The organism is Klebsiella sp. X13 (genome assembly GCF_003323835.1).
GTDB lineage: Bacteria > Pseudomonadota > Gammaproteobacteria > Enterobacterales > Enterobacteriaceae > Klebsiella > Klebsiella ornithinolytica.
The window spans coordinates 4,064,817-4,090,595 of record NZ_CP030874.1 but is presented as its reverse complement, the minus strand read 5'-3'; the positions used below and the strand labels follow the sequence as shown (position 1 = coordinate 4,090,595).

Genomic DNA, 25,779 nt, shown 5'->3' with positions numbered 1-25,779 from the left:
TGATGCTCTGTAGGCGCCAATCGACGGAGGACTCGTGAATATCAGCGATGTGGCAAAAAAAACCGGCTTAACCAGTAAAGCGATTCGCTTTTATGAAGAGAAGGGACTGGTCACGCCGCCGCTGCGTAGTGAGAACGGCTATCGCAGCTACAGTCAACGACACCTGGATGAACTGACCTTACTGCGCCAGGCGCGGCAGGTCGGCTTTAATCTTGAGGAGTGCCGCGAATTGATCTTTCTGTTTAACGATCCGTCGCGGCACAGTGCGGACGTTAAGCGCAGAACGCTGGATAAAGTTGCGGATATTGAGCGCCATATCAGCGAATTGCAAAATATGCGCAGGCATCTGCTGGCGCTGGCGGAATCCTGTCCCGGCGATGACGGCGCCGATTGCCCAATTATCGACAACCTTTCCGGCTGCTGTCACCGCAAGACGCAGGCTTAGCGGCGTGGCGCGGTGGCCCGCACGCGCAGCGTAATACCTTCGACGGCCAGTACCTCTACGTGGCTGCCTGCGGCAAGGTCCTCATCGGCCACCACCGGCCACGAGCTGTCGCCGACGCGCACGTGACCATGGCCGTTGATCAGCGGGCTTTCCAGCATGAAGACGCGGCCGACCAGCTGCTTGCCGCGCTGGTTGAGCTGCGCGTCGGCCGGTTTCTGGCGCGCGACCTGTCTGCGCAGCCAGTGTGACCACAGCCAGGCGGCCAGCAAAGTCAGCGCGGCGAACAGCGTGCCCTGCCACTCCCAGCCGAAGGGCAGAGCCCAGGAGAGGAGTCCGGTGACCACGCCAGCGATGCCGCTCCACAGCAGATAGCCGTTGCCGCCCAGCATTTCGGCGGCCAGCAGTAGCCCGCCGAGGCTCAGCCAGAAAATATGCGGATGGGCGAGAATGAGCGCGATCATGATTTTTTCCGTTCGCCAGAACCTTCTTTAATAAGCTCGCTGATACCGGCGATGGAGCCCATCAGGCTGCTGGCATCGAGCGGCATCATCACCACTTTGCTGTTATTGGCGGAACCAATTTTCTGCAGCGCATCGGTGTATTTCTGGGCGACAAAGTAGTTAATCGCCTGAATATCGCCGGAGGCGATAGCGGACGAGACCATCTGCGTTGCGCGGGCTTCCGCTTCCGCAGAACGTTCGCGGGCCTCAGCCTGTAAGAATGCCGACTGGCGTTCCCCTTCCGCTTTCAGGATCTGCGACTGCTTTTCCCCTTCGGCTTTGAGAATTTCGGCCTGGCGTATCCCTTCGGCTTCAAGAATATAGGCGCGTTTGGTTCGTTCGGCTTTCATCTGGGCGTTCATCGAGGCAATAAGTTCAGCCGGCGGGCGCACGTCGCGAATTTCAACGCGGGTAATTTTGACGCCCCACGGGTTCGTTGCTTCGTCGACAATATGCAGCAGGCGGGTGTTAATGCTGTCGCGCTGAGAGAGCATTTCGTCAAGTTCCATCGAGCCAAGAACGGTACGAATGTTGGTCATCGTCAGGTTAACGATCGCCTGCTGTAAATTGCTGACCTCATAAGCCGCTTTTGGCGCATCAATGACCTGAATAAAGCACACTGCATCAATCGTCACGTTGGCGTTATCGCGTGAAATAACCTCCTGGGAGGGAATATCAAGCACCTGCTCCATCATATTAATCTTACGGCCAATGCGATCCATAAATGGTACCACCAGGCTTAAACCCGGCTGCAGCGTCATGGTGTAGCGGCCGAAACGCTCAACGGTCCACTGGAAGCCCTGGGGGACGATTTTAACGCCCGCCATAACGACAACCAGCGCGACGAAAATGAGTACGGGGATAAAGATCAGCATCAAAAAACCTCCTGTTTTATTGCCTGATGAGGCGCCAGAAAAAATGACGCAGGTTTAAATTGAGTATATCTTTCTCCTCATCCAGGCGAAAGGAAACTGGAGTAAACTAGCTGGGTTGTGGGAAAAAAGTGGAACAATAATGAAGGAAAATAACGCTATTTTGCGTCTTGAGCATGTTGGCTTTCAGGTCGACGAGACGGTCATACTTAATAATATAAACCTCCAGCTGCGGGCCGGAGAATTTAAGCTGATTACCGGGCCTTCCGGCTGCGGAAAAAGCACCTTGCTGAAAATTATCGCCTCGCTGCTGAGCCCCACCTCCGGGCAGATTTTTTTTGCCGAACGCGATATTACGACGTTGTCGCCGGAAACCTACCGCCAGCAGGTCTCCTACTGCGCGCAGACCCCGTCGCTGTTTGGTGACTCGGTCTATGACAATCTGATTTTTCCCTGGCAGATTCGCCGTCAGCAGCCGGATCCTAAAGCGCTGATTGCTGATTTACAACGCTTTGGTCTTGCGGAAAATACGCTGGAAAAATCAATCAATGAGCTTTCTGGGGGAGAAAAACAGCGGGTTTCGCTGATCCGTAATTTGCAATTTTTGCCCCAGGTATTGTTGCTCGATGAAATTACCAGCGCGCTGGACGAAAGTAATAAACACAACGTCAACGATATTATTCATCGTTATGTGACGGAAAAAAATATTGCGGTGCTGTGGGTCACCCACGATCGCAATGAAATTGCCCATGCTGATGAGGTGATTACGTTGCAGCCCGCCGGCGGCAACGCTCAGGAGGTGTCTCATGAACGGGCATAATATTACTAACGAATCACTGGCGCTTTCGATGGTGCTGGTACTGGTGGCGATTATTGTAAGCTACCGGGAAAAACTGGCGCTGGAAAAAGATATCGTCTGGAGTATCTGCCGGGCGGTGGTGCAGCTGATTATTGTCGGCTACGTCCTGAAATATATCTTCAACGTTAACCACGCGCTGCTGACGCTGCTTATGGTGCTGTTTATTTGCTTTAACGCGGCGTGGAACGCGCAAAAGCGCAGCAAATATATCGATAAGGCCTTCATCTCATCGTTTATCGCCATTACCACCGGCGCAGGGCTGACCCTGGCGGTGCTGGTCTTCTCCGGCTCCATTGCTTTTGTGCCGATGCAGGTGATTCCGATCGCCGGGATGGTGGCCGGAAACGCGATGGTGGCGGTCGGGCTGTGCTACAACAATATGGGACAGCGCTTTAACAGCGAGCAGCAGCAAATTCAGGAGAAGCTCAGCCTGGGCGCCACGCCGAAAATGGCGGCTGCCGGGCTAATTCGCGACAGTATTCGCGCGTCGCTGATCCCGACCATTGATTCGGCTAAAACGGTGGGGCTGGTGAGTTTGCCCGGCATGATGTCAGGGCTGATTTTTGCCGGGATTGATCCGGTGAAGGCCATTAAGTATCAGATAATGGTGACGTTTATGCTGCTCTCCACCGCCAGTCTGTCGACGATTATCGCCGGCTATCTGACCTACCGGAAGTTCTTTAACGCCCGCCATCAGCTGGTGGTGACGCAGTTGAAAAAGCACGTATAAACGAGATAGTTCCCCGGATGGCGGCGCGTGCGCCTTCTCCGGGCTACCCGACAGTACCGCCCTCGGCCCCGGTCAGCGCTGCGCGACCGGGGGGACTAAGACGGATAAGGGGATTAGTACAGCAGCGAATAGAGCTGGCGACGGTACTTCGCCGCTAAGGCATCGCCGGTACCCAGTGCGGCAAGGATCTCCTGCAACATCTTGCGGACCTGGCCATCTCCGGCGCCTAAATCCTTCTGCAAATGGCTGAACAGCAGCGCCAGCGCTTCTTCGTTACGGCCAACCTGATGCAGCTGCAGCGCGAGCTGAGCGGCCAGCGCGGCGTCTTCTGGATGCTGTTCAACCTGCTGCTGCAGCTGTTGAATTTCCGGCGTATCGGCCGCCTGTTTCAGCAGCTCAATCTGCGCGACCAGCCCCTGATAGCGGGTATCCTGATCCTGCAGCGGAACGGTTTTCAGCACCGCTTCGGCTTCGTCGGAACGCTGCAGCGCGATCAGCGTTTCCGCCAGCAGCAGGCCAATCTGGCTGTCCTGGTTCGACATCTGCCACGCGTCTTTCAGCAGCGGCAGAGCCTCAAGATATTTTTCTTCCTGCATCAGCGCCAGCGCCTGCTGAGCTTTCAGCTCCTCTTCGCGGGGCAGGACTTTATCCAGCAGCGCGCGGATGGCTGATTCCGGCTGCGGGCCTTCGAAACCGTCTACCGGCTGGCCGTTCTGGAACAGATAAACCGTCGGGATTGAGCGCAGGCCAAACTGTGAGGCAAGCATCTGCTCAGCGTCGCAGTCCACTTTCGCCAGCGTGAACTGCCCGTTGTATTGCGCAGCCAGCCCTTCCAGAACCGGCGTCAGCTGCTCGCAGTGCTGGCTGCGCGCTGACCAGAAATAAAACAGCACCGGCGCAGTAACGGATTGCTCCAGCGTCTGGTGCAGGTTAGCTTCGGTAATATTGATAACATTCTGTACTGACATGAGCGCATCTCTTTAGTCGATTTTGGGTATACATGGGGGCGACAGCCGGAGCTTCAACTCAGCCCTGGATAATTTTGTCCATCAGTCGCGTCGGCAGCAGGCGTTTGAGCAGCGCCACGGCGTGGGTGACAAGGGTCACCGGATAGCGCAATTGCGGTTTGTCGCTGGTAAAAGCATGGCGCACTTTTTCCACCACCGCTTCCGGGCCGAGGGTAAAGCGTGCGGCGATACCCGGATTCTCCACCGGCTTATCGCGCTGGGTTTGGTTGACGTTGGTGGTAAAACGGGTGGTGATAGGACCGGGCTCAATCAGGCTGACCTTAATGCCGCTATAGCGCAGCTCCATACGCAGCGCATCGGACCAGGCTTCCAGCGCATATTTGCTGGCCGCGTAGGCGCCGCGACCGGGGCTGGAGATGATCCCCATGACCGAGGAGGTCATGACGATACGCCCTTCGCCGTGCGGCTCCATTGCCGGCAGAAGTAACATCGTCAGCTGGTGTGCGCCAAAAAAGTTGGCGGAAAACTGCGCCTCCATCTGTTGACGGCTAATGGTGGCGAGCGGGCCATAGACGCCGTATCCGGCATTATTAAACAGCCCGTACAGGCGATTATTGGTCAAGGCGATGACCTCCGCAGCGGCGCGTTCAACGCTTTGCGGGTCGTCGAGGTCCAGCAAAATACCGGTCAGCCCGAGCTCCTGCATCCGCGCCACGTCATCCGCTTTACGGCAGGCGGCCAGGACGTTAAAGCCCTGGCGTTTTAAATCGAGGGCGCTTTCAAGACCAATACCGCTGGAACAGCCTGTAACTAAAACCGATTTTTGCATAACTTTACCTGCAAGCGACGCCTGAAGATCAGGAGTCATGATTAACTAAGGGTGCCAGCCGGGTTGCCATCCAGTCGGCAATAAAAGGCTGGGCATCGCGATTGGGATGGATGCCATCATCCTGCATCCACTGGGGTTTCAGATAGACCTCTTCCATAAAAAAGGGCAGCAGAGGAATATCAAACTCTTTGGCCAGGGCCGGGTACAGGGCGCTGAAGGCTTCATTATAACGACGGCCATAGTTCGCGGGCAGGCGAATTTGCATCAACAACGGCTGAGCGTTGGCGGCTTTGATATCCTGAATCACCGTCCGCAGAGTCTGCTCGGTTTGCTGGGGCGGGAAGCCGCGCAGCCCGTCGTTGCCCCCCAGCTCGACCAGCACCCAGCGCGGCTGATGCTGTTTGAGCAGCGCCGGGAGTCTTGCCAGTCCTTGCTGCGAGGTGTCGCCGCTGATGCTGGCGTTGATGACCGGCGTTGTGGTCTGCCACTTATCGTTGAGTAGCGCAGGCCAGGCGGCGCTGGCGGCCATGCGATAACCGGCGCTCAGGCTATCGCCAAGAACCAATAGCTTGTCTGCGGCCATGGCGCGGCAGGCAAAAAAAATCAGAAACAGGAAAGGCAAATGCCAGCGGAAAACATACTTGAAGTTCATCATCTTAAGAAGTCCGTCGGTCAGGGAGAGCATCAGCTTTCCATCCTTACCGGAGTTGAGCTGGTTGTCAAACCGGCGCAGACCATCGCCCTGATTGGTGAGTCGGGTTCGGGGAAATCGACCCTGCTGGCGATCCTTGCCGGGCTGGATGACGGCAGCAGCGGCGAGGTCTCCTTACTCGGCCAGCCGCTGCATACGATGGATGAAGAGGCGAGGGCGCGGCTGCGTGCTAAACATGTCGGCTTTGTCTTTCAGTCATTTATGCTGATTCCAACCCTTAATGCTCTGGAAAATGTCGAGCTTCCGGCGCTGCTTCGCGGTGAGACCGATAACCAAAGCCGTGGCAGCGCCCGGGCTTTGCTGGAGCAGCTGGGGCTGGGGAAACGTCTCCATCATCTGCCGGCGCAGCTTTCCGGCGGCGAACAGCAGCGGGTGGCGCTCGCCCGCGCATTTAACGGCCGGCCTGAGCTGCTGTTTGCCGATGAGCCTACCGGCAATCTTGACCGCCATACCGGCGACAAAATTGCCGATCTGCTGTTCTCCCTTAATCGAGAGCATGGTACCACGCTGATTCTGGTGACCCACGATCCGCTGCTGGCGGCGCGCTGCGATCGGCGGCTGCGTCTGGTGGACGGCCAGCTGCGGGAGGAAGCATGATTGCCCGTTGGTTCTGGCGCGAATGGCGCTCGCCCTCGCTGCTGATAGTCTGGCTGGCGCTGAGCCTGGCGGTGGCCTGCGTACTGGCGCTGGGGTCGATCGGCGACCGAATGGAAAAGGGGCTCAGCCAGCAGAGCCGCGAATTTATGGCCGGGGACCGGACGCTGCGCAGCTCGCGCGAGGTGCCTGCGGAGTGGATTGACGAGGCGCGCAGGCTCGGGCTCACCGTCGGAGAGCAGCTGAGCTTCGCCACCATGACCTTTGCCGGCGATACGCCGCAGCTGGCGGACGTGAAGGCGGTCGACGATACCTATCCGCTCTACGGTCAGCTGGAGACGCAGCCGCCGGGCCTGAAACCCCAGGCCGGAAGCGTGCTGCTGGCTCCGCGCCTGATGGCGCTGCTGAACTTAAAAATCGGCGATACACTCGATGTCGGCGATGCCACGCTGCGCATTGCTGGCGAGGTGATACAAGAGCCGGATGCCGGCTTCAACCCTTTCCAGATGGCGCCGCGGCTGATGATGGACACCGCCGATGTGGCGAAAACCGGCGCGGTACAGCCCGGCAGCCGCGTCTCCTGGCGCTATAAGTACGCCGGAACCCCGCAGCAATTGGCGGACTATGAAAAGTGGCTCCTGCCGAAGCTGGGGCCTGAACATCGCTGGATCGGCCTGCAGCAGGACGACAGCGCCTTAGGCAAATCGCTGGAACGCTCGCAGCAGTTTTTGCTGCTGTCCGCGCTGCTGACTCTGTTACTGGCGGTGGCCGCGGTGGCAGTGGCAATGAGCCATTACTGCCGCAGCCGCTATGATCTGGTGGCGATCCTGAAAACCCTGGGCGCCGGACGCGCGCAGCTGCGTAAGCTGATCGTCGGGCAGTGGCTGATGCTACTGGCGCTGGCGGCGGTGGCCGGCGGCGCGATGGGGGTGGGGCTAGAGCAGATTCTGCTGCTGATGCTAAAACCGGTGCTACCGGCGGCCTTACCGCCGGCCAGCGGCTGGCCGTGGCTGTGGGCGATCGGCGCGATGGTGGTGATTTCGCTGCTGGTGGGGTTACGACCTTATCGCCTGCTGCTGGCAACGCTGCCGCTGCGGGTTCTGCGTCAGGATATCGTTGCCAACGTCTGGCCGCTGAAATTCTATATTCCGCTGGTGTGTGCGGTGGTGGTGCTTCTGCTGGCCTGGCTGATGGGCGGAAGCCCGCTGCTATGGGCGGTACTGGCCGGGGCCGTGGTGCTGGCGCTGCTGTGCGGCGCGTTGGGCTGGGGGCTGCTGTGGATGCTGAAGCGGTTGACGCTGAAAGCGCTGCCGCTGCGTCTGGCGGTGAACCGTCTGCTGCGCCAGCCGTGGTCAACCCTGAGTCAGCTGGCGGCATTCTCGCTGTCGTTTATGTTACTGGCGCTGCTGCTGGTGCTGCGCGGCGATCTGCTGGATCGCTGGCAGCAGCAGCTGCCGCCGGAAAGCCCCAATTACTTCTTGATCAATATTGCGCCGGAGCAGGTCGCTGCGGTGAAAACGTTCCTCGCCGGACACCATGTTACGGCGACCGAATTTTACCCGATCGTGCGCGCCCGCCTGACGCAAATTAACGGCCAGGCGGCGGAGAGCAATAAAGACGAAGCGTTGAACCGTGAGCTGAATTTGACCTGGCGCAGCGAGCGGCCGGATCATAATCCGCTGGTGGCCGGCAGCTGGCCGCCCAAAGCCGGAGAGGTGTCAATCGAGGAAGGACTGGCGCAGCGGCTGGCGATCAAAACCGGCGATAGCGTGACCTTTACCGGCGATACTCAGGAGTTCAGCGCGACGGTCACCAGCGTACGCAAAGTTGACTGGGAAAGTCTGCGGCCAAACTTCTTCTTTATCTTCCCGCCGAATGCGCTTGACGAGCAGCCGCAGAGCTGGCTGACCAGCTTCCGCTGGGATAACGGCAATACGCTGTTGACGCAGCTTAACCGCGAATTCCCCACCGTCAGCCTGCTGGATATTGGCGCGATTCTCCGTCAGGTGGGTCAGGTGTTGACGCAGGTCAGTCGGGCGCTGGAGGTGATGGTGGTGCTGGTGACCGCGTGCGGCATTTTGCTGCTGCTGGCGCAGGTTCAGGTCGGTATGCGCCAGCGCTATCAGGAGCTGGTGGTCTGGCGCACGCTGGGGGCCGGAAAGTCGCTGTTGCGTACCACGCTGTGGGCGGAGTTTGCGCTGCTGGGGGTGGTTTCCGGAATAGTGGCGGCCATCGGCGCGGAGGTGGCTTTGGCGATGCTACAAACCAAAGTGTTTGATTTTCCGTGGTCGCCGGACTGGCGACTGTGGGTGATGTTACCGCTGTGCGGCGCGCTCCTGTTGTCGTTATGCGGCGGCTGGCTGGGGTTGCGTCTGTTAAAAGGCAAAGCCTTGTTTCGCCAGTTCAGCCAGTGACTGGAGGGAGACCTCATCGGGCAAGCGCCTGGCGACGCTGCGCTTGCCCGAAGCGACGGGAAAATAGAGCCTGTTGATATATTGGAACCGTAGGCCGGGTAAGGCGTCAGCCGCCGCCCGGCAAAATACGCGCGCTATCGCGAAATAAACGCTATTGCAGATGACCGTGGTTCAGCGCGGTGAGCGGTTCATTGACGTCGAAAACTTTGCCGATAACCTCATCAACGCCGAGTGATTTCAGGCGCGCGGTATGCTTATTGAGATAAGCGAGGGCGGTCTCTTCATCCTCGAAAAGATAGATCCCGCCCGCTTCGTGGTTCTTTTCGCTTTCAGTCCAGACCTTCCAGATAAACCCCGGCTCCTGATTGATGGACTCGGCCAGCTCCACGAGCTGGCGGGACATCTCGCTGCCGAAGGGGCCGTTAAAGGCAAAGTGCAGCTGCAGTAGTTTTTTCGACATGCTTCCTCCATGGATAATGTTTGAGCGGCAGTACTTCATTTTAATGACAGAACGATGAAATGATAATCGCTGACTTTTTAAACGCACAAAATGATAACTCACTGATTTTTAACAGCACTAAACATTAAAAACCCAACAACACGTCATGCCAAATCACGGTTAATATTCAGCTGGAAACTATAAGGTTGCTTATTACTCAAGGAAAAAGCATGGCACATAAAATAAAAGCGCTGGCGGTGACGATCGGCGCAGCACTGGCGTTAACCTCTTTCGCATCCCAGGCAGAGATTACGTTACTGAAACAGGACCCGCAGGCCGGAGATCCGCTGAGCCGCCTCAACTTTACCGTCGGCGGGAGTATTCGTCCGCAGTTCAACATGATGTCCGGCGACGGCGATAAAGGGTCTTATAAACGTAATGGTTTTGATGGCGGGACCCGTTTCCGCTTCGCCGCTGATTATTATCTGTTTGATGATATTAGCTGGATCAGCTATTACGAGCTGGGGGTCAATATTCCGGCGTTGTTTGACTGGGATAACCACTATGCGGAAGGCGCCAATAATACGAGCCGCCGTATGTTGTACACCGGGCTGAAGAGCGACACCTGGGGGACACTAACCTACGGTCAGCAAAACAGTATTTACTATGATGTGGTTGGGGCGAAAACCGATATCTGGGATTACGACATGATCGCCCAGGCGCCGGGTAACGGCATCAACGGCGACTACGATGGTTCGTATCGTTCCCGTAATATGCTGAAATATAAGAAAACGGCGGGTGACGTTGACCTCTATGCCTCCTATTTGTTTGAAGATAATGAATATCTGCCGGGCAATGGCCTGCGCTATAAACGTAAAGGCGGCGGTTCCGTGGGCGTGGATTATCACATCACTAAGGACCTGACCTGGGGGACCGCGTGGAACTACACCCGTGCCGAGATGCGCGACCCGTCAACAGCAGACAACAAAACCTATGATCAGAATATCCTCGGTACGGCGCTGAGCTGGAAACCGGATAACTGGACCTTCTCCTTCGGTGGCGGCTGGTATCAGAACTTTATGACCACGAAGAAAACCGATGTTTACGACTATTTCGCCGGGGATGCCTGGGGGATTGAGTACTTCGCCGGTTATACCTTCCCGATTGGTCAGTACGCGGTGAAAACGATTCAGCCGTACTTTATGGGCGATCGCCTGGAGTACGTCAACGGCCGTAACTATCAGCGAATTGATAACGGGCTGGGGATCAGCTTCCAGCTGGATTACGGTTTCCGCGTTGATTATGAGCACGTCTTTACGTCCAGCACCGACAACCTGGGCGATATGAACCTGGTGCGTCTGCGCTACGACTTCTAAGCGGCTGCGACTCCCCGGTGGCGCTGCGCTTACCGGGGTTACAGGCTCACCCGTAGCCCCGGCTAAGGCGTCGACGCCGCAAGCCGGGGCTGTAGGGAATTTGATTACTTCGTCAACCAGGAGGCGACGTCATTCCAGCTGCCGCGAAAGATAATTTTTTCCGCTTTTTTGCTCAGCTGATAGCGATACATCGGGTCGTAGTACTCTTTCAACAGCGGCACCAGCCAGGCAAAATGGGCATCGGTCGTAGCATCTCGCTGCTGCGAAGCCAGCGCCTCGTCAAGCAGGGCGGTGAGCTGGGCAAAACGCTGTAGTCCCAGGCGACGGCGAATGGCAAACAGACCGTGATGCAGGTATTCGCTGTACTCCTGCCAGCCTTTCTCTTCACCGTAAGCATCAATAAAATCACGGTGCATACGGTCAAAATACTCTTCCCGCAGGCGCTCCAGGCGGATCTCAAACGGGTCTTCCACTACCGCCAGCGGCGATTGCGCCATGCGCTCACGCATGCATTCCGGCAGGTGGTTCGCGCCGATCATATGTCCTTCATCTTCCAGCACCCAGCGACGATGCTGCCCGGCTTTTTTCAACATCGCCACCGCCAGATGGTTTTCAAATGTTGCCTGGGCGTGCTGGTCACGCAACGTGCGGCCGAACGATGAGCCGCGATGGTGGGCGAGCCCCTCCAGATCGATACCGTCGGGTCGGGAGCAGACCAGCTGGGTCTTGCCGTTGCCGGTACAGCCGCCGATCAGCACTATCGGGCGTTGGACCAGCTCTTCGGTGAACTGGATAGCGGACTGGCGCAGCGCCTTATAGCCGCCGACGATCAGCGGGTACTCGATGCCGGCCTCATGTAGCCACTGTTGCACGATGTGCGAACGCTGGCCACCGCGGGCGCAGCACAGATAGCCCTGCGGATAACGTAAACAGGCATCACGCCATGCGGCGAGACGCTTTTCCCGCACCTCGCCGTTGACTAACTGATGGCCCAGCGCTAATGCCGCGTCCGCGCCGTGTCGTTTATAGCAGGTGCCGACGGCGGCGCGTTCGGCGTCGTCCATCAGCGGCAGATTCAGTGCCGCAGGAAGTGCGCTTTGGCGGAATTCGATCGGGGCGCGGACGTCAATGATTGGCGTGTCCGCCGTGAGAATGGTGCGGTAATCCGTCCCATTTTTCATGGGTCATCCTTCTGAAGTCAAACTGAAAGCGTCTTTAAAATAAGAAAATCTTTAAAGCAAGGAGGGGATTCTACGCGCCTGAATGTCTGCCGGGGAAGGGCGAAGATCAATTCCCCGGCAAATAGCCGTTTTCATTCGGGCGCACAGGCGGCGGATGCGCCGGGCGCCAGAATGTGTCAGGAGGGTTAAGCCAGCTGGGATTGCGCCCAGAAGATACCGCTGGCGTACTCCGGCGGCAGAATAGGTTTTAAGGCTTCCAGCGTGGCGCTCAGGCGGTCGGTATCGCTGTCGGTCAGGTTAAGGTGACCCACTTTGCGCCCCGGACGCACTTCTTTGTCGTACCAGTGCAGATGCACCAGCGGCAGCTTCAGCCAGTCGTAGTTCAGATCGCTACCGATCAGGTTGATCATCACCGAAGGGCTGTTCACTACCGGCGGCGGCAGCGGCAGGCCGGTAATCGCCCGCAGATGCAGTTCGAACTGGCTGATCGAGGCCCCGTTCTGGGTCCAGTGACCGCTGTTGTGCACGCGTGGCGCCAGCTCGTTAATCAGCAGGCCGTCAGCGGTGACAAAACACTCCATCGCCATCACGCCCACGTAGTTCAGCTCGTTCATAATGGCGGTAAGCATGCTTTCCGCCTGGTCCTGCTGGCGGGCATTGGCCTGCGGGAAGGCGACGCTGGTACGCAGAATGCCCTCCTGGTGCAGGTTGCGGGTAAGCGGGTAGAACACCGTGCTGCCATCCTGCGCGCGGGCGCCAACCAGCGACACTTCGGCGGAAAAGTTGATGCCTTGCTCAACAATACATTCGCCATAGTTTTCATCCGGCAGCTGCGCAATGTCGTTTTCGCGCAGTCGCCATTGGCCGCGACCATCGTAACCGCCCACGCGACGCTTAACGATAGCCAGTTCGCCCAGACGTGCGAATACCGCCGGCCACTCGCTTTTATCTGCCAGCAGCTGCCACGGCGCGGTGGCGAGCTCCAGCTTATCAAACAGCTGTTTTTGCGTCAGACGGTCGGCAATGATCGGGAACACATCGCGGTTAACAAACGCCGGGTGGCGCGCCAGTTCACGCGTGAGCGCCGTTTCCGGCCAACGTTCGATTTCGGCAGTGATCACGCTTTGCTGAAACGGCACCGCTTCAGGATCGGCTTCCAGACCGACTGGCCAGACGGCGATACCCAGCGGTTCACCGGCCTGGCGCAGCATCCGGCCTAGCTGGCCGTTGCCAAGGATGCAAACCTGCTTCATGCCGCACCCCGCGGATCCGGATTCTCCAGCACCTCATCGGTCTGGGCCTGGCGCCAGGCGCTCAGGCGCTGATGCAGTTCGGCATCGTGCACCGCCAGAATCTGCGCCGCCAGCAGGGCCGCATTGGCGGCACCGGCTTTGCCGATGGCCAGCGTGCCGACGGGAATTCCGCGCGGCATCTGAACAATAGAGTAGAGACTGTCTACGCCGCTTAACGCCGCGCTTTGCACCGGCACACCTAATACCGGCACCAGAGTTTTCGCCGCAATCATGCCCGGCAGATGCGCCGCGCCGCCCGCGCCGGCAATAATCACCTGATAACCGTTGCTTTCCGCGTCTTCGGCAAAGCTAAACAGCTTATCGGGCGTCCGGTGTGCGGAGACCACTTCAACATGGTACGGAACGTTCAGGGCATCAAGGATTTCTGCGGTAAACTGCATGGTAGCCCAGTCGCTTTTGGACCCCATCACGATGGCGATACGCGCCGAATTATTGCGGGAAGACATGCGTCTTAAAACTCCTGTGGGTGTGCTTCACACTGCTTTAGAGGCCACAGAGAATAACATGATCTTTCGGCAAGGAAAACGGTTGCGTCACCGGTGATGGGGTGAAAATGCGCTGGAAATTAAAACGGGAATGCGATCAGCTCAACGTCGTCTTTGCTGACTTTGACCATCGACCCTTCGCTGTGCCAGGCGCCGAGGACGACGCGAAATGCCGGTTTGCCGTTGGCCTCTAGCGGGTGGACGGCAGGGCGATGCGTGTGACCGTGAATCAGCCACTGCACCTGATGTCTTTCCAGCGCGTCGACCACGGCCTGCGGATTGACATCCATGATTTCCAGCGACTTGCTGCTGTTGGCCGCTTTGCTGTCGGCGCGCATTCTGGCGGCGATACGGCGGCGAATAAACAGCGGCAGGGCAAGGAACAGACGCTGAATCCACGGTGTATGGACTTTGGCACGAAAAGCCAGATAGCCCGGATCGTCGGTGCACAGCGTATCGCCGTGCATGATCAGGACCCGACGGCCATACAGATCGAGCACGTTTTCTTCCGCCAGCAGCCGCATCCCGCAGGCGTGTGCGAAGCGCTGGCCCACGAGAAAGTCGCGGTTGCCGTGAACAAAATAGCAGGGCACGCCGGATTGAGTTAATGCGTTGATTGCCGAGGCGATTTGCTGATGCAGCGGGTTCGGATCGTCATCGCCAATCCAGGCTTCAAACAGATCGCCAAGGATATACAGCGCGTCCGCCTCGCGGGCTTCGCCGGCTAAAAAGCGTAGAAAACCGGCGGTGATCGCCGGTTCTTCTGTTTGCAGATGCAAATCCGCAATAAAAAGTGTCGCCACTAATTACTCGCTGACGGTGACGCTTTTGATCACCACATCTTCTTTCGGCACATCCTGATGCATGCCGCTGCGGCCGGTAGCCACCGCTTTGATTTTGTCGACCACGTCCATACCTTCAACCACTTCGGCAAAGACGCAGTAGCCCCAACCCTGCAGGTTTTCACCGGAGAAGTTCAGGAAGTCGTTATCGACAACGTTAATGAAGAACTGCGCGGTGGCGGAGTGAGGTGCCTGAGTACGGGCCATGGCCAGAGTACCGCGGGTGTTTTTCAGACCGTTGTTGGCTTCGTTCTGGATCGGGGATTTGGTGGTTTTCTGCTCCATGCCTGGCTCAAAGCCGCCGCCCTGGATCATGAAACCGTTGATAACACGGTGGAAAATGGTGTTGTTGTAGAAACCTTCGCGGCAGTAATCCAGGAAGTTTTTAACTGTTTCCGGCGCTTTGTCGTCAAAGGTTTTGATGACGATATCGCCATGATTAGTGTGGAAAGTAACCATTTTTGCATCCTGTTCCGATGATTGTGGTGCTTAAACCCAAAGTTGGGCGTGACATAGGGGGCTGTTATAGCATAACCGCCGGGTTCGATCACCTTGCATTGTGTGCTGCTTCGGGGTTGAATTAAGGTTAGAATACGCGACCTGATATTCACACACGTCTACACGGAATCTTCGATGTTAAAAATTTTTAATACACTGACGCGCCAAAAAGAAGAGTTTAAGCCTATCCATGCCGGGGAAGTGGGCATGTACGTGTGTGGAATTACCGTTTACGATCTCTGTCACATCGGCCATGGCCGTACTTTCGTCTCTTTTGACGTGGTTGCCCGCTACCTGCGTTTTCTCGGCTATAAGCTGAAGTACGTGCGCAACATTACCGATATCGACGATAAAATCATTAAGCGTGCTAATGAGAACGGCGAAAGCTTTGTCGCGCTGGTCGATCGCATGATTGCCGAAATGCACAATGATTTCGATGCGCTGAATATTCTGCGTCCGGATATGGAGCCTCGCGCCACCCATCATATTCCCGAGATCATTGAAATCACTGAACAACTGATCGCCCGCGGTCATGCGTACGTGGCGGACAACGGGGATGTGATGTTCTCGGTACCGACCGATCCGAATTACGGGCAGCTGTCGCGCCAGGATCTGGACCAGCTGCAGGCCGGCGCCCGCGTGGATGTCGTTGACGTCAAGCGTAACCCGATGGACTTCGTGCTGTGGAAAATGTCGAAAGAGGGCGAGCCAAGCTGGCCGTCGCCGTGGGGCAACGGTCGTCCTGGCTGGCACATTGAATGTTCGGCGATGAACTGCAAACAGCTGGGCAACCATTTTGATATCCATGGCGGCGGTTCGGATCTGATGTTCCCGCATCATGAAAACGAAATAGCCCAGTCCACCTGTGCTCACGACGGGGAATACGTTAACTACTGGATGCACTCCGGGATGGTGATGGTTGACCGCGAGAAAATGTCAAAATCGCTGGGCAATTTCTTTACCGTACGCGACGTGCTGAAGTACTACGATGCGGAGACCATTCGCTATTTCCTGATGTCCGGCCACTATCGTAGCCAGCTGAACTACAGCGAAGAAAACCTCAAGCAGGCGCGTTCTGCGCTGGAGCGTCTGTATACCGCGCTGCGCGGTACCGACAAATCGGTAGAGCCGGCCGGCGGCGACGCCTTCGAAGCGCGCTTTATTGAAGCGATGGATGACGATTTCAATACCCCGGAAGCCTATTCCGTGCTGTTCGATATGGCGCGTGAAGTCAACCGCCTGAAGACGGAAGATGTCGCCGCGGCTAACGCCATGGCCGCTCATATGCGCAAGCTCTCCGGCGTGCTGGGGCTGCTTGAGCAGGAGCCGGATGTCTTCCTGCAAAGCGGTGCGCAGGCTGACGACGGTGAAGTTGCGGAAATCGAGCGGCTGATTCAGCAGCGTCTGGATGCGCGTAAAGCGAAAGACTGGGCCGCTGCGGATGCGGCGCGTGACCGTCTCAATGAGATGGGGATCGTGCTGGAGGACGGCCCGCAGGGAACCACCTGGCGCCGGAAGTAAGCAATAAAAAAACGCCCGGCTTGCCGGGCGTTTTTATGATCAATCTTAAACCACCTCCTGTGGAGGTGGCGATCGTTCATTAAGCAGGATCAGGCGGTAACGGTGACGCTCTGGCCTTCAAAACTCACCGTCTGACCGGCGACGATTTTGCAGCGTTTACGGGTTTCTACCGCGCCATCCACCTTCACCAGGCCATCGGCAATCGCTATTTTTGCCTGCGCGCCGCTCTCACTCCAGCCTTCCAGCTTCAGCAGATCGCACAGTTCAACGTGTGGGTGTTTGCCCAGAGAAAAATTCGCCATCTCAGGCCTCCTGAATGTCGTGATATTCTTCGCACGCCTGTAGCGTGTTTTGAATCAGTGTAGCAACGGTCATCGGGCCAACGCCGCCCGGGACTGGCGTAATGTATGACGCGCGTTCTGCGGCATCTTCAAAGACGACGTCTCCGACCACTTTGCCGCTTTCCAGACGGTTAATACCGACATCCACAACGATGGCGCCTTCTTTGATCCACTCGCCCGGAATAAAGCCCGGTTTACCGACCGCAACAATCAGCAGGTCAGCATTTTCAACATGCTGACGCAAATTCCGGGTGAAGCGGTGGGTCACGGTAGTCGTGCAGCCCGCCAGCAGCAGTTCCATGCTCATCGGACGGCCGACGATGTTCGATGCGCCAATCACCACGGCGTTCAGGCCATAGGTGTCGATATTGTAACGCTCAAGCAGAGTGACGATTCCGCGCGGTGTGCACGGGCGCAGACGCGGGGCGCGCTGGCACAGGCGGCCGACGTTGTAGGGGTGGAAACCGTCAACATCTTTGTCCGGGGCGATACGCTCCAGTACTTTCACGTTATCAATTCCGGCAGGCAGCGGCAGCTGTACCAGAATACCGTCGATAGTGGTATCGGCATTCAGCGTATCAATAAGCTCCAGTAATTCCGCCTCGCTGGTGGTTTCCGGGAGATCGTATGAGCGGGAGACAAATCCCACCTCTTCACACGCTTTGCGCTTGCTGCCGACATAAATCTGCGACGCCGGGTTACTGCCGACCAGTACAACGGCTAACCCTGGGGCGCGTTTTCCGGCCGCAGTGCGGGCCTTCACTTTTTCCGCAACCTCAGAGCGTACCTGCTGCGCAATCGTTTTACCGTCAATAATTTTTGCTGCCATCAGAGAGAGGATTCCATCTGTATCGTATCGAAAGGGGGATGCGGATATTTTGTCAGAAGCCAGCCTCGCTGTCAGTCCTCGTTTGAGTTTTTATCCCTCTTTGAGCAAACTCAGGGCTAAAAACACCGCTGTTTAAAGGGCTATTGGGGGCATTTTGGGGGCGTCAGGACTCTTTATTGTTATCGCCGATGTATCAGTACTGAAAACCGGCGCCGGGCGATCTTTGCACAACCTTTGTTTTATATGTAGGCAAGTTAGTTATGCTGCCGCAGTTTGATGGCAAAATGCATTGACTCACTGAGCGTTGACCGTATAATTCCAGGCGGTTTCACTCGTCGAAGCATCCGCATTTCAGTGCGCCCTTAGCTCAGCTGGATAGAGCAACGGCCTTCTAAGCCGTAGGTCACAGGTTCGAACCCTGTAGGGCGTACCATTCAAAATCAACAGTTATCAACTTCCTCCAGTCGCTGATTTTTCCTCGTGGGACATATTTGGGACATCTTCTGCAAAAATGGCGTCAATTTATCGCTCAGCTCCGTGAAATGGTGAGGTGTCAGGTGGCATCTTTGCGTATCATCTCTACGTGTTCCCACTGCCTGTAGAACAGAAAGCGGAACGCCAGACTGAATTAGCCAACTGGCGGCCATCGGTTCGACCAGACAATCTAGTTAGAGGAAAGTGAATTGATAAAGGACTACCTGATTGTGGCCTACCTGACGGCAATTGCTGGCTGGCCCGTCACGCTGACATTACTTGGTCTTTCTGCAGGGGTGGCTCTCTGTTCGAGACGCAGGGTGCTGGGCGTTGTCCTCATCGTTTTGTGCATGCTGGTGGCCATCGCAGCGTGGCAGTTTGAACGTTATATGTAGAATCATACCCTCCTCATCAGTAGGCCAGTCGATGAGGTCGGACGGATTGGCATCAACCTTGTTCTCCAGCAATCCAGAGCCTGGCTGTGTTCAGATTCCTTACCTTCAGCACTGTACATGAAATTGATTATCTGAATGAGCTCACCCCAGATTTAATCCGTAATGAATTTTTCCTGATTAAATGCCATCCGGGTAAAGTTATTTGCACTGGTCCATTATGAGAACCCTCCAGAATCAACATTGCATGATAAATAGTCAATGTCAGACCATGGAAAAATATAGGGAGATGCATTTGGGGAGATGTATAATTTTATTAACTTGTTAGTCGATTTCAGTAAGCGAACGCAGAATTGTCGTTATTAAAAATGGCGACCACGGTCGCCATAATGATTAATAACAGGTACCGCCAGCATGATGTGAACCTGTTCCGCCATGCGGATGGGTGCCTTTCGGACAGGCGATTGCAGAAACCGACATGACGCCAAACGCGGCAACCAGAATTATTACTATGATTTTTTTCATTTGTTAAACCTTGCCTGAAACGGTAATGCGATGGTTATTGCAGGTTCGCTCTGCGGCGATTAAATATTACATCCGGCCTAAGACCGTTCTGATGTAGGGGATTAATATTATCTTTTTTATGCGTCTATTGCATTTATCAAACGGGTATAAAAACCGCTCGCGTTATCCATTTTTGCCGATTTCGGAAAGCAGGGATGCTGCACGCAGATGACAAAATTGTCATTCGGCTGGCGCCTTTTTGTCGGGCGGCGATGAGTAGACTGGTATGACTGTTTTTCTGACGGCATATAGCCATGAACGTATTACGCATCAGACTCTTTCCGGTCATCCTTTTGCTGGCTGGCGCCCTGGCGCTATATCTGCTTTTTTTCCGCCAGAATGCCCTGTCGGCCTCTGCGAAAAACGCGCCGCCGCCGCTGGTGAGTTTATCATCGGCGCAGCTTACCTCGCTTCCGCTGAGTCTGACGACGCAAGGACATGTGGTCTCGCTTAATCAGGTTGATATTCAATCGCAAATTACCGGAACGGTTAAGCGCGTGGCGTTTCAGGAAGGGGCGTTTGTCCAGCAGGGACAGCTGCTGTTTACTCTTGATGATTCCACGCAACAGGCAACCTTGCATCGGGACCAGGCGTCCCGGATGCAGGCGCAATCGCAGCTGGACAAAGCGCAGCGGGATCTGGCCCGCGGACGTGCGCTGAAGGCGCAGAACTATATTTCTGCCTCCGACTGGGACACTTTGCTCAGTACCCGGCAACAATATGCGGCCCAGGTGCAGGCGGCACAGGAAGATATTCTTAGTGCCGAAGCGCAGCTGGGCTATACGCGGATTTATGCCCCGGTGAGCGGCAAAACCGGCGCGCTCAATGTGCATCCCGGTAGCCTGGTGCAGCCGGGCAGCAGTCAACCGCTGGTCACCGTGAATCAATTTGATCCGGTGGGAGTCGCGTTTACGCTCCCGGAAAATGATCTCAATGCCGTACTGGCGGCGCAGACCCAGGGTCCTGTCAGGGTGCTGGTCGATAACGCGAAAGGTGTAAAAATTGCCGGCACCCTCGATTTTATCGACAACACTGTCAGCACCGAGAGCGGAACCATTGCGCTGAAGGCGCGTTTTGCCAACGCGGATCGTCTGCTGTGGCCGGGGACATTTCAGCATGTCAACGTCGAGGCCGGAACGCAGCAGGTTGTGGTGCTGCCGCCGCAGGCGATCCAGAACGGGCCACAGGGACACTTCGTCTACCTTATTGATAGCCACAGTCAGGCGGCGACGCAGCCGGTGAATCTGCTGCGTATTCAGCAGCAGATGGCGGTGGTCGAAGGCGTGAGTCAGGGGACCCGGGTAGTGGTTGAAGGAAGCAATAACCTGCGTCCTGGGGTGCACGTCGCCGTAGCGAAGGCGGCGGGGCAGGCGGAGCGTGTGCAATGAAGCTGGCTGAAGTCTGTCTGTCTCGACCGATTGCAGTGATGTTGCTATGGCTGGCGGTGATTGTTACCGGTGCTATCTGCTGGACAAAACTGCCGGTCGCGGCGCTGCCGTCGTTTGATATGCCAACGATTCGCGTTAACGCTTCGCTATCCGGCGCCAGTCCTGAAACGATGGCCTCATCGGTAGCGACATCGCTGGAAAAGAACCTCGCGACGATTCAAGGCCTGTCGTTGTTGACCTCAACCAGCCTGCAGGGCGCGACGACCATCGTGCTGGCGTTCGATCCCTCGGTAAATATCGACTCCGCGGCCGTTGATGTTCAGTCGGCTCTGTATCAGACGATGAAGAATCTACCTGCGCAGATGACTACGCCGCCGTCGTTTCGCAAGGTCAACCCGGCCGATGCGCCGATTGCGACGATCGGTATCGATTCACCGTCAATGACGCTCTCTGACCTGAACCGCTACAGCGACGATCTTATCTCACCGGCGCTATCGACCATCAAAGGGGTGGCGGAAGTGAACGTCATTGGCCAAAAACGCTATGCCGTTCGGGTTGAAATTGATCCCGACCGCCTGGCGGCGACGAACCTGACGTTGACCGATGTACAGTCGGCCCTGAAATCGGCCAATGCGAATTCACCGGTTGGTGAACTGGACGGCAGACGGCAGATGATGATGCTACAGACTCAGGGGGATTTGAGAAATGCCGCAGACTTTGCCAGTGTGATTATCGCGACCCGCAACGGCCAGCCGGTGCGACTTTCCGATGTCGCCAGCGTCGAAGACAGTATTGAGAACGCCCTGAGCTATAGCGCGGTCAATGGTCATACGGCGATTGTACTGAGCATTAACCGTCAACCTGGAGCAAATATTGTCTCGACCATCGACGCGATAAAACAGCTGCTTCCGCGCCTGCAGTCGCAGATGCCCCCTTCGGTAAAAATGCAGTTGCTCAACGATCGTTCCCTGTCAATTCGCCAGGCGATTCATGACGTTAACATCACCCTGCTGCTGACGATTGCGCTGGTTATCCTGGTTATCCTGTTGTTTTTGCGTAATCTGCGCGCCACGCTGATCCCGGCGTTGAGCGTGCCGGTTTCACTGCTCGGTGCCTTTGCGCTGATGTATTTACTCGGTATGAGTCTCGACAACATTTCGCTGATGGGGCTGACCATTGCCGTCGGGCTGGTGGTCGATGATGCCATCGTGGTGCTGGAGAATATCATGCGTTACCGGGAGGAGGGGGAGTCTCCATGGCGGGCGGCGCTGCTGGGCGTTCGCGAAGTGGCATTTACCGTCGTCTCAATATCGCTGTCGTTGGTGGCGGTCTTTATTCCGATTTTCCTGATGCCCGGTACTCTGGGACTGTTATTCCACGAGTTTGCCTGGGTCGTCTCGCTGGCGATTCTGGTGTCAGCGGCCGCCTCGCTAACGATTATTCCTCTGCTGGTGCCGTTGCTGGTCAGACAGCATAACACCGCTTACCGTGCGCCGGCCTGGAGTCGTCACTTTGATCACGGTTTTGAAACGCTGCGCCAGGCATATGGCCGTGCGCTGGAGTGGGCGGTAGCGCACAAAGCGGTTATGGTGCTGACTGCGGTGGCGACAGTGGTGCTCAGCGTCGTGCTTTACCTGAACGCGCCAAAAGGCTTTTTCCCCCAGGAAGATATTGGTCAGATCGCCGCCAACATCGATGCCCCGCAGGATATGTCCTATGCCGGACGGCTGGCGGTGGCACAGCGGATCGGAAAAACGCTGCAGGCGGATCCGGCGGTCAGCGATATTGTCACCAAGGTTGATCACGATACGACCCAACTGATGCTGACCCTGAAAGATGCCGCACAGCGCCCGCCGATGGCGCAGGTGGTGCAGCAAATGCGCGCCGAAACCCGCTATTTGCCTGGAATCACCGTGTTTTACAGCCCGGTGCAAAACCTCAAGGTGGGCGGGCGATCGTCGAAAAGCAGCTACCAGTATACCCTGCAGTCGGTAAACAGCAGCGGTGGGCTTTCGCTTAATACGTGGGCCGATAAGCTGATGACGGGGATGAAACAGAGTGGGGTCTTTGTTGGCGTTAACAGTGATGCCGAACTCAACGGACTTCAGGCCCGGCTGCAAATTGATCGCGCTAAAGCCTCGCTGATGGGCGTCGACATCGATCAGATCCGCAATAATCTGTATGCCGCTTTTGGTACCCAGCAGGTTTCGACGATCTACGCTCCGGAAGATAGCTACGAGGTGATCATGGAGGTGAATAGCGCGTTCCGTCAAAATGAGAGTGATTTAGCGAAAATCTACGTGCGTTCCTCCGCGAACACCTTGCTGCCGGTCACCACTTTTACCCGGATTACCCGTGGGCAGGGGGTGACAGCGGTAAACCATCAGGGGCAGCTACCGGCGATCACGATTTCCTTCGACCTGGCGCCGGGCAAGTCGCTCTCGGACGCCACTCGAACGATAGCCGAGATCCAGCAAGAGATTGCGCTGCCGAATGCGGTTATCGGCAGTTACGCCGGGCAGGCGGCGCTATATCAACAGTCGCAGAGCAGCCAGATATGGCTTATCGTGATGGCGCTGGCGGTTATCTACGTTATCCTCGGCGTGCTCTATGAAAGCTGGATTCATCCGCTGACGATTCTCCTCGGGTTGCCATCTGCGGCCGTCGGAGCGCTGCTGGCGCTGCGGCTGATGAACATGGATCTCACGTTTATTGCGATGATCGGTATTTTGCTGCTGATAGGTATTGTGAAAAAGAATGCCATCATGATGATTGATTTCGCGCTGATGGCGCGAAGAAGCCACGGGCTTTCCGCCCATGATGCGATTATCCAGGCCTGCATGCAGCGCTTTCGGCCAATTATGATGACTACACTGTGCGCCATGATGGGGGCCTTGCCGATTGCTTTTGGCTGGGGGGCGGGGGCGGAGCTGCGTCAACCGATGGGCGTTGCTGTGGTGGGTGGGCTAGTGTTCTCGCAATTGATTACCCTGTTTATTACCCCAGTACTGTATCTTCTCTTTGAGAAAACTACGCGGAAAAGTGCGGCCCTGACGCCGCAGACGGAGGCACAATGAGACTACTGCTGGTCGAAGATCAAACCATGGCGGCGGACTATATTGCGAAGGGGCTGCGGGAGAACGACTTTGTGGTCGATGTCGCGCACGATGGCGTAGACGGTTTACACTTTCTGCTGACTAACGATTACGATCTGGCGATCCTCGATGTGATGCTGCCCGGCATGAATGGCTGGAAGATCCTGGAGCTGGCCCGCCAGGCGGGAAAGATGACGCCGGTGATGTTTCTCACCGCCCGTGATGACGTTGAAGACCGGGTATGTGGCCTGGAGCTGGGGGCTGAAGACTACCTGATTAAGCCTTTCTCTTTCAGCGAGCTGTTGGCGAGAGTACGGGTGATTATGCGCCGTGGCGCGCCTCATGCTGCCAGCAGCGAGGAGGCTGTGCTGCAGATAAGCGATCTGCAACTCGATTTTCTCAAGCACCGCGCATCGCGTAATGGCAAACGTATTGAGTTGACACAAAAGGAGTTTTTGTTGCTGAGTCTGCTGATGCGCCGCCGTGGCGAAGTGCTGTCGCGTACCGTGTTGGCCGAACAGGTCTGGGATATGAATTTTGACCCGGAGACCAACGTGATTGATGTTGCCGTCCGCCGCCTGCGTAGCAAAATTGACGACGGGTATGAGGTGAAACTGCTGCATACCATCCGCGGCGCGGGATACGTGCTGGAAGAGAGGAACGATGCTGATTCCGCGTAATTTTCCGATAACGCTGCGGCTGACGCTCTACTTCTCCCTCGCCATGGGGCTGGTATTGTATAGCGTGACCGGCCTGCTGTACTCGACGATGCGTAACCAGCTCGGGCAGAAGGATGTTGACGAACTGCGCAGTACGCTGCGTTTTCAGCAGGAGATAGCTACGACCATCAGCGAGCGCCAGGGGCCGAAGGATCTCTGGCAGCAGGAGCTATTCGAGTTCATCGCTCGTCAGGAACGGCTGTCGCTGCGGATTATCAGCCCGGGCGGTAAGGTCTGGGCGCAGTCGAAAAATATGCACGTACCGCAGCAGGATTTTCCGGCCCCGTCCAGTGAGTTCCACTACAGCGAGTGGAAATATCACCGCCACGACGTCAGTGAAAAGTATCTCATCGTCTCAACGGAGTTTATCCTCAAAGATAATCAGCCGTGGCGAGTCCAGGCGGCGCTGAATGTGTCAAAAAACAATGAGATCATTGAAGACTACTGGCGACGAATGCAGATCGTCGCGGCGCTGGCGCTGGTCCTCTTTTCTGCTCTTGGCTACTGGCTGGCGCGCAGGGGATTGCTGCCGCTGCGCACCATGAGCCGGGAGATTGAGCATATCCACGCCGGGGAGTTACACACCCGCCTGTCGAGCCAGCGTTGGCCATCGGAACTGAATGCGCTGTCGGCATCCTTCGACGGCATGATGACCCGTCTTGAAGCCTCTTTTACGCAGCTGACCCGCTTTTCATCGGATATTGCCCATGAGCTGCGTGGCCCCATCAACAATCTCATCTCCGCCGCCAGCGTAACGCAAAGCAAAGCGCGCAGCGCGGAGGAGTACCGGGACACGCTGGCGGCCATTGTGGAAGAGGGAGAGCGCCTGTCGCGAATGATTTCATCGATGCTGTTCCTCGCGCGGGCGGATAATAGTCGCGAGCCGCTGCATCTTGAACACCTCACCAGCGCGACGGAGTTTGCTCGTCAGATAAACCTCTATGATGTGCTGGCGGAGGAGAAGAACATCACCCTGGTCAGCGAAGGGGACGTGGATTTTTACGCTGACCCTATTCATCTGCAGCGTGCGCTGTCGAATCTGCTGTCCAATGCGTTACGCCACACGCCCTCCGGCGGTAAAATTGTGCTGCGCGCCGGGCGGGAAAATGGCCAGATTGTGCTCAGCGTTGAAGATAATGGTGAAGGTATCAGCCCCGAACATTTACCGCATATTTTTGACCGTTTCTACCGAATGGATGACGCCCGTAGCAACGCAGAGAACACCGGTCTGGGGTTAGCGCTGGTCAAAACCATTGCGGAGCTGCACGGCGGCAGGATCGTTGTGACGAGCACACCGCGCCGGGGAAGCTGTTTTTCATTGATCCTGCCTGAACGTAACGAAAGCGCCCTCAACCGAACAAAATTGTAATCCGGGCGTTGAGCCTGAGTCATCCACGGT

General features: G+C 56.6%; 26 protein-coding genes, 1 tRNA gene and 2 pseudogenes. 13 read left to right on the top strand and 16 right to left on the bottom strand.

Going from position 1 to position 25,779, the window contains the following annotated elements; translation table 11 throughout:
• The first annotated feature begins 34 nt into the window (after positions 1-34).
• Entirely contained in the window at positions 35-445 is a 411-nt protein-coding gene (gene cueR, locus DSD31_RS19445) for a Cu(I)-responsive transcriptional regulator (RefSeq protein ID WP_004858840.1), read from the top strand.
• Here cueR and DSD31_RS19440 read toward each other — a convergent pair.
• Together DSD31_RS19440 and DSD31_RS19435 are read right to left on the bottom strand one after the other, a co-directional pair.
• Positions 442-906: an NfeD family protein gene (locus DSD31_RS19440; RefSeq protein ID WP_004858842.1), complete on the bottom strand. Its 465-nt coding sequence runs from the start codon at positions 904-906 to the stop codon at positions 442-444. The genes cueR and DSD31_RS19440 overlap by 4 nt on opposite strands.
• A complete protein-coding gene (locus DSD31_RS19435) occupies positions 903-1,820 on the bottom strand; it encodes an SPFH domain-containing protein (protein ID WP_004858844.1) in 918 nt (305 codons plus the stop codon). The genes DSD31_RS19440 and DSD31_RS19435 overlap by 4 nt, the downstream gene beginning before the upstream one ends.
• 139 nt (positions 1,821-1,959) lie before the next feature.
• Between DSD31_RS19435 and fetA the strand changes: the two genes are divergently transcribed.
• Both fetA and fetB read left to right on the top strand, forming a co-directional pair.
• Positions 1,960-2,637: an iron efflux ABC transporter ATP-binding subunit FetA gene (gene fetA, locus DSD31_RS19430; protein WP_044346327.1), complete on the top strand. Its 678-nt coding sequence runs from the start codon at positions 1,960-1,962 to the stop codon at positions 2,635-2,637.
• Positions 2,624-3,406, top strand: coding sequence for an iron efflux ABC transporter permease subunit FetB (gene fetB, locus DSD31_RS19425; protein ID WP_004858848.1), 783 nt, complete (start codon positions 2,624-2,626; stop codon positions 3,404-3,406). The genes fetA and fetB overlap by 14 nt, the downstream gene beginning before the upstream one ends.
• A 113-nt stretch (positions 3,407-3,519) precedes the next feature.
• On the opposite strand, the gene DSD31_RS19420 is transcribed toward fetB, so the two are convergent.
• The 3 genes from DSD31_RS19420 to tesA are packed head-to-tail and all read right to left on the bottom strand — an operon-like array spanning position 3,520 to position 5,855.
• Entirely contained in the window at positions 3,520-4,374 is an 855-nt protein-coding gene (locus DSD31_RS19420) for a co-chaperone YbbN (RefSeq protein WP_004858849.1), read from the bottom strand.
• A 58-nt stretch (positions 4,375-4,432) separates the two neighbouring features.
• Positions 4,433-5,242 carry an SDR family oxidoreductase gene (locus tag DSD31_RS19415; RefSeq protein WP_160873212.1) on the bottom strand — a complete coding sequence of 270 codons (810 nt, stop codon included), beginning with the start codon at positions 5,240-5,242 and terminating at the stop codon, positions 4,433-4,435.
• Positions 5,232-5,855 carry a multifunctional acyl-CoA thioesterase I/protease I/lysophospholipase L1 gene (tesA, locus tag DSD31_RS19410; RefSeq protein ID WP_032689237.1) on the bottom strand — a complete coding sequence of 208 codons (624 nt, stop codon included), beginning with the start codon at positions 5,853-5,855 and terminating at the stop codon, positions 5,232-5,234. The genes DSD31_RS19415 and tesA overlap by 11 nt, the downstream gene beginning before the upstream one ends.
• Here tesA and ybbA point away from each other — a divergent pair.
• The gene (gene ybbA / locus DSD31_RS19405; RefSeq protein WP_032716774.1) at positions 5,826-6,512 is read left to right on the top strand and encodes a putative ABC transporter ATP-binding protein YbbA; all 687 of its coding nucleotides are present in this window, start codon (positions 5,826-5,828) and stop codon (positions 6,510-6,512) included. The genes tesA and ybbA overlap by 30 nt on opposite strands.
• Complete coding sequence (ybbP, locus tag DSD31_RS19400; RefSeq protein WP_113991263.1) at positions 6,509-8,923, top strand: putative ABC transporter permease subunit YbbP; 2,415 nt, start codon at positions 6,509-6,511, stop codon at positions 8,921-8,923. The genes ybbA and ybbP overlap by 4 nt, the downstream gene beginning before the upstream one ends.
• Before the next feature lie 151 nt (positions 8,924-9,074).
• Here ybbP and DSD31_RS19395 read toward each other — a convergent pair whose 3' ends face one another.
• Complete coding sequence (locus tag DSD31_RS19395; RefSeq protein ID WP_004858861.1) at positions 9,075-9,383, bottom strand: monooxygenase; 309 nt, start codon at positions 9,381-9,383, stop codon at positions 9,075-9,077.
• Positions 9,384-9,592: 209 nt separating this feature from the next.
• Between DSD31_RS19395 and DSD31_RS19390 the strand changes: the two genes are divergently transcribed.
• Complete coding sequence (locus DSD31_RS19390; RefSeq protein ID WP_044346317.1) at positions 9,593-10,738, top strand: porin; 1,146 nt, start codon at positions 9,593-9,595, stop codon at positions 10,736-10,738.
• Positions 10,739-10,842: 104 nt separating this feature from the next.
• Here DSD31_RS19390 and mnmH read toward each other — a convergent pair whose 3' ends face one another.
• The 5 genes from mnmH to ppiB form a co-directional block, all read right to left on the bottom strand.
• Entirely contained in the window at positions 10,843-11,919 is a 1,077-nt protein-coding gene (gene mnmH / locus DSD31_RS19385) for a tRNA 2-selenouridine(34) synthase MnmH (protein ID WP_113991262.1), read from the bottom strand.
• 185 nt (positions 11,920-12,104) lie between these two features.
• Positions 12,105-13,172, bottom strand: a complete 1,068-nt coding sequence (purK, locus tag DSD31_RS19380) for a 5-(carboxyamino)imidazole ribonucleotide synthase (RefSeq protein WP_015585002.1) — start codon at positions 13,170-13,172, stop codon at positions 12,105-12,107.
• Positions 13,169-13,678 carry a 5-(carboxyamino)imidazole ribonucleotide mutase gene (purE, locus tag DSD31_RS19375; RefSeq protein WP_004858870.1) on the bottom strand — a complete coding sequence of 170 codons (510 nt, stop codon included), beginning with the start codon at positions 13,676-13,678 and terminating at the stop codon, positions 13,169-13,171. Before purE ends, purK begins: the two co-directional genes overlap by 4 nt.
• Positions 13,679-13,797: 119 nt before the next feature.
• Positions 13,798-14,520: a UDP-2,3-diacylglucosamine diphosphatase gene (lpxH, locus tag DSD31_RS19365; RefSeq protein ID WP_113991261.1), complete on the bottom strand. Its 723-nt coding sequence runs from the start codon at positions 14,518-14,520 to the stop codon at positions 13,798-13,800.
• A 3-nt stretch (positions 14,521-14,523) separates the two neighbouring features.
• Entirely contained in the window at positions 14,524-15,018 is a 495-nt protein-coding gene (gene ppiB / locus DSD31_RS19360; protein WP_004858873.1) for a peptidylprolyl isomerase B, read from the bottom strand.
• Between the two features lie 174 nt (positions 15,019-15,192).
• Here ppiB and cysS point away from each other — a divergent pair, with 174 nt between their 5' ends.
• Entirely contained in the window at positions 15,193-16,578 is a 1,386-nt protein-coding gene (gene cysS / locus DSD31_RS19355; RefSeq protein WP_004858875.1) for a cysteine--tRNA ligase, read from the top strand.
• Positions 16,579-16,667: 89 nt separating this feature from the next.
• Here the strand turns inward: cysS and ybcJ are convergent, their stop codons facing one another.
• Positions 16,668-16,880, bottom strand: coding sequence for a ribosome-associated protein YbcJ (gene ybcJ / locus DSD31_RS19350; RefSeq protein ID WP_004858878.1), 213 nt, complete (start codon positions 16,878-16,880; stop codon positions 16,668-16,670).
• Position 16,881: 1 nt separating this feature from the next.
• Positions 16,882-17,748: a bifunctional methylenetetrahydrofolate dehydrogenase/methenyltetrahydrofolate cyclohydrolase FolD gene (gene folD, locus DSD31_RS19345; protein WP_004858880.1), complete on the bottom strand. Its 867-nt coding sequence runs from the start codon at positions 17,746-17,748 to the stop codon at positions 16,882-16,884.
• Between the two features lie 356 nt (positions 17,749-18,104).
• Between folD and DSD31_RS19340 the strand changes: the two genes are divergently transcribed.
• Positions 18,105-18,181, top strand: a tRNA-Arg gene (locus DSD31_RS19340).
• Between the two features lie 17 nt (positions 18,182-18,198).
• On the opposite strand, the pseudogene DSD31_RS26660 reads toward DSD31_RS19340, so the two are convergent.
• Positions 18,199-18,389: pseudogene (locus DSD31_RS26660) on the bottom strand (integrase); the annotation flags it as partial.
• A gap of 42 nt (positions 18,390-18,431) precedes the next feature.
• On the opposite strand from DSD31_RS26660, the gene DSD31_RS19335 reads away from it, so the two are divergent.
• A complete protein-coding gene (locus tag DSD31_RS19335) occupies positions 18,432-18,617 on the top strand; it encodes a hypothetical protein (RefSeq protein WP_044349760.1) in 186 nt (61 codons plus the stop codon).
• Positions 18,618-18,637: 20 nt separating this feature from the next.
• On the opposite strand, the pseudogene DSD31_RS26590 reads toward DSD31_RS19335, so the two are convergent.
• A pseudogene (locus tag DSD31_RS26590) lies at positions 18,638-18,832 on the bottom strand (hypothetical protein); the annotation flags it as partial.
• Between the two features lie 175 nt (positions 18,833-19,007).
• Positions 19,008-19,139 (bottom strand): hypothetical protein, encoded by a 132-nt coding sequence (locus DSD31_RS26575; protein WP_255415993.1) that lies wholly within the window; start codon positions 19,137-19,139, stop codon positions 19,008-19,010.
• A gap of 293 nt (positions 19,140-19,432) precedes the next feature.
• Here DSD31_RS26575 and DSD31_RS19330 point away from each other — a divergent pair, with 293 nt between their 5' ends.
• From DSD31_RS19330 to DSD31_RS19315, 4 genes are read left to right on the top strand one after another with little or no spacing between them, the layout of a single operon-like run.
• The gene (locus DSD31_RS19330; protein WP_048022927.1) at positions 19,433-20,566 is read left to right on the top strand and encodes an efflux RND transporter periplasmic adaptor subunit; all 1,134 of its coding nucleotides are present in this window, start codon (positions 19,433-19,435) and stop codon (positions 20,564-20,566) included.
• Positions 20,563-23,643 (top strand): efflux RND transporter permease subunit, encoded by a 3,081-nt coding sequence (locus DSD31_RS19325; RefSeq protein ID WP_113991260.1) that lies wholly within the window; start codon positions 20,563-20,565, stop codon positions 23,641-23,643. The genes DSD31_RS19330 and DSD31_RS19325 overlap by 4 nt, the downstream gene beginning before the upstream one ends.
• Positions 23,640-24,341 carry a heavy metal response regulator transcription factor gene (locus tag DSD31_RS19320; protein ID WP_015584997.1) on the top strand — a complete coding sequence of 234 codons (702 nt, stop codon included), beginning with the start codon at positions 23,640-23,642 and terminating at the stop codon, positions 24,339-24,341. The genes DSD31_RS19325 and DSD31_RS19320 overlap by 4 nt, the downstream gene beginning before the upstream one ends.
• Positions 24,325-25,749: a heavy metal sensor histidine kinase gene (locus DSD31_RS19315; protein WP_015584996.1), complete on the top strand. Its 1,425-nt coding sequence runs from the start codon at positions 24,325-24,327 to the stop codon at positions 25,747-25,749. Before DSD31_RS19320 ends, DSD31_RS19315 begins: the two co-directional genes overlap by 17 nt.
• Positions 25,750-25,779 lie beyond the last annotated feature (30 nt).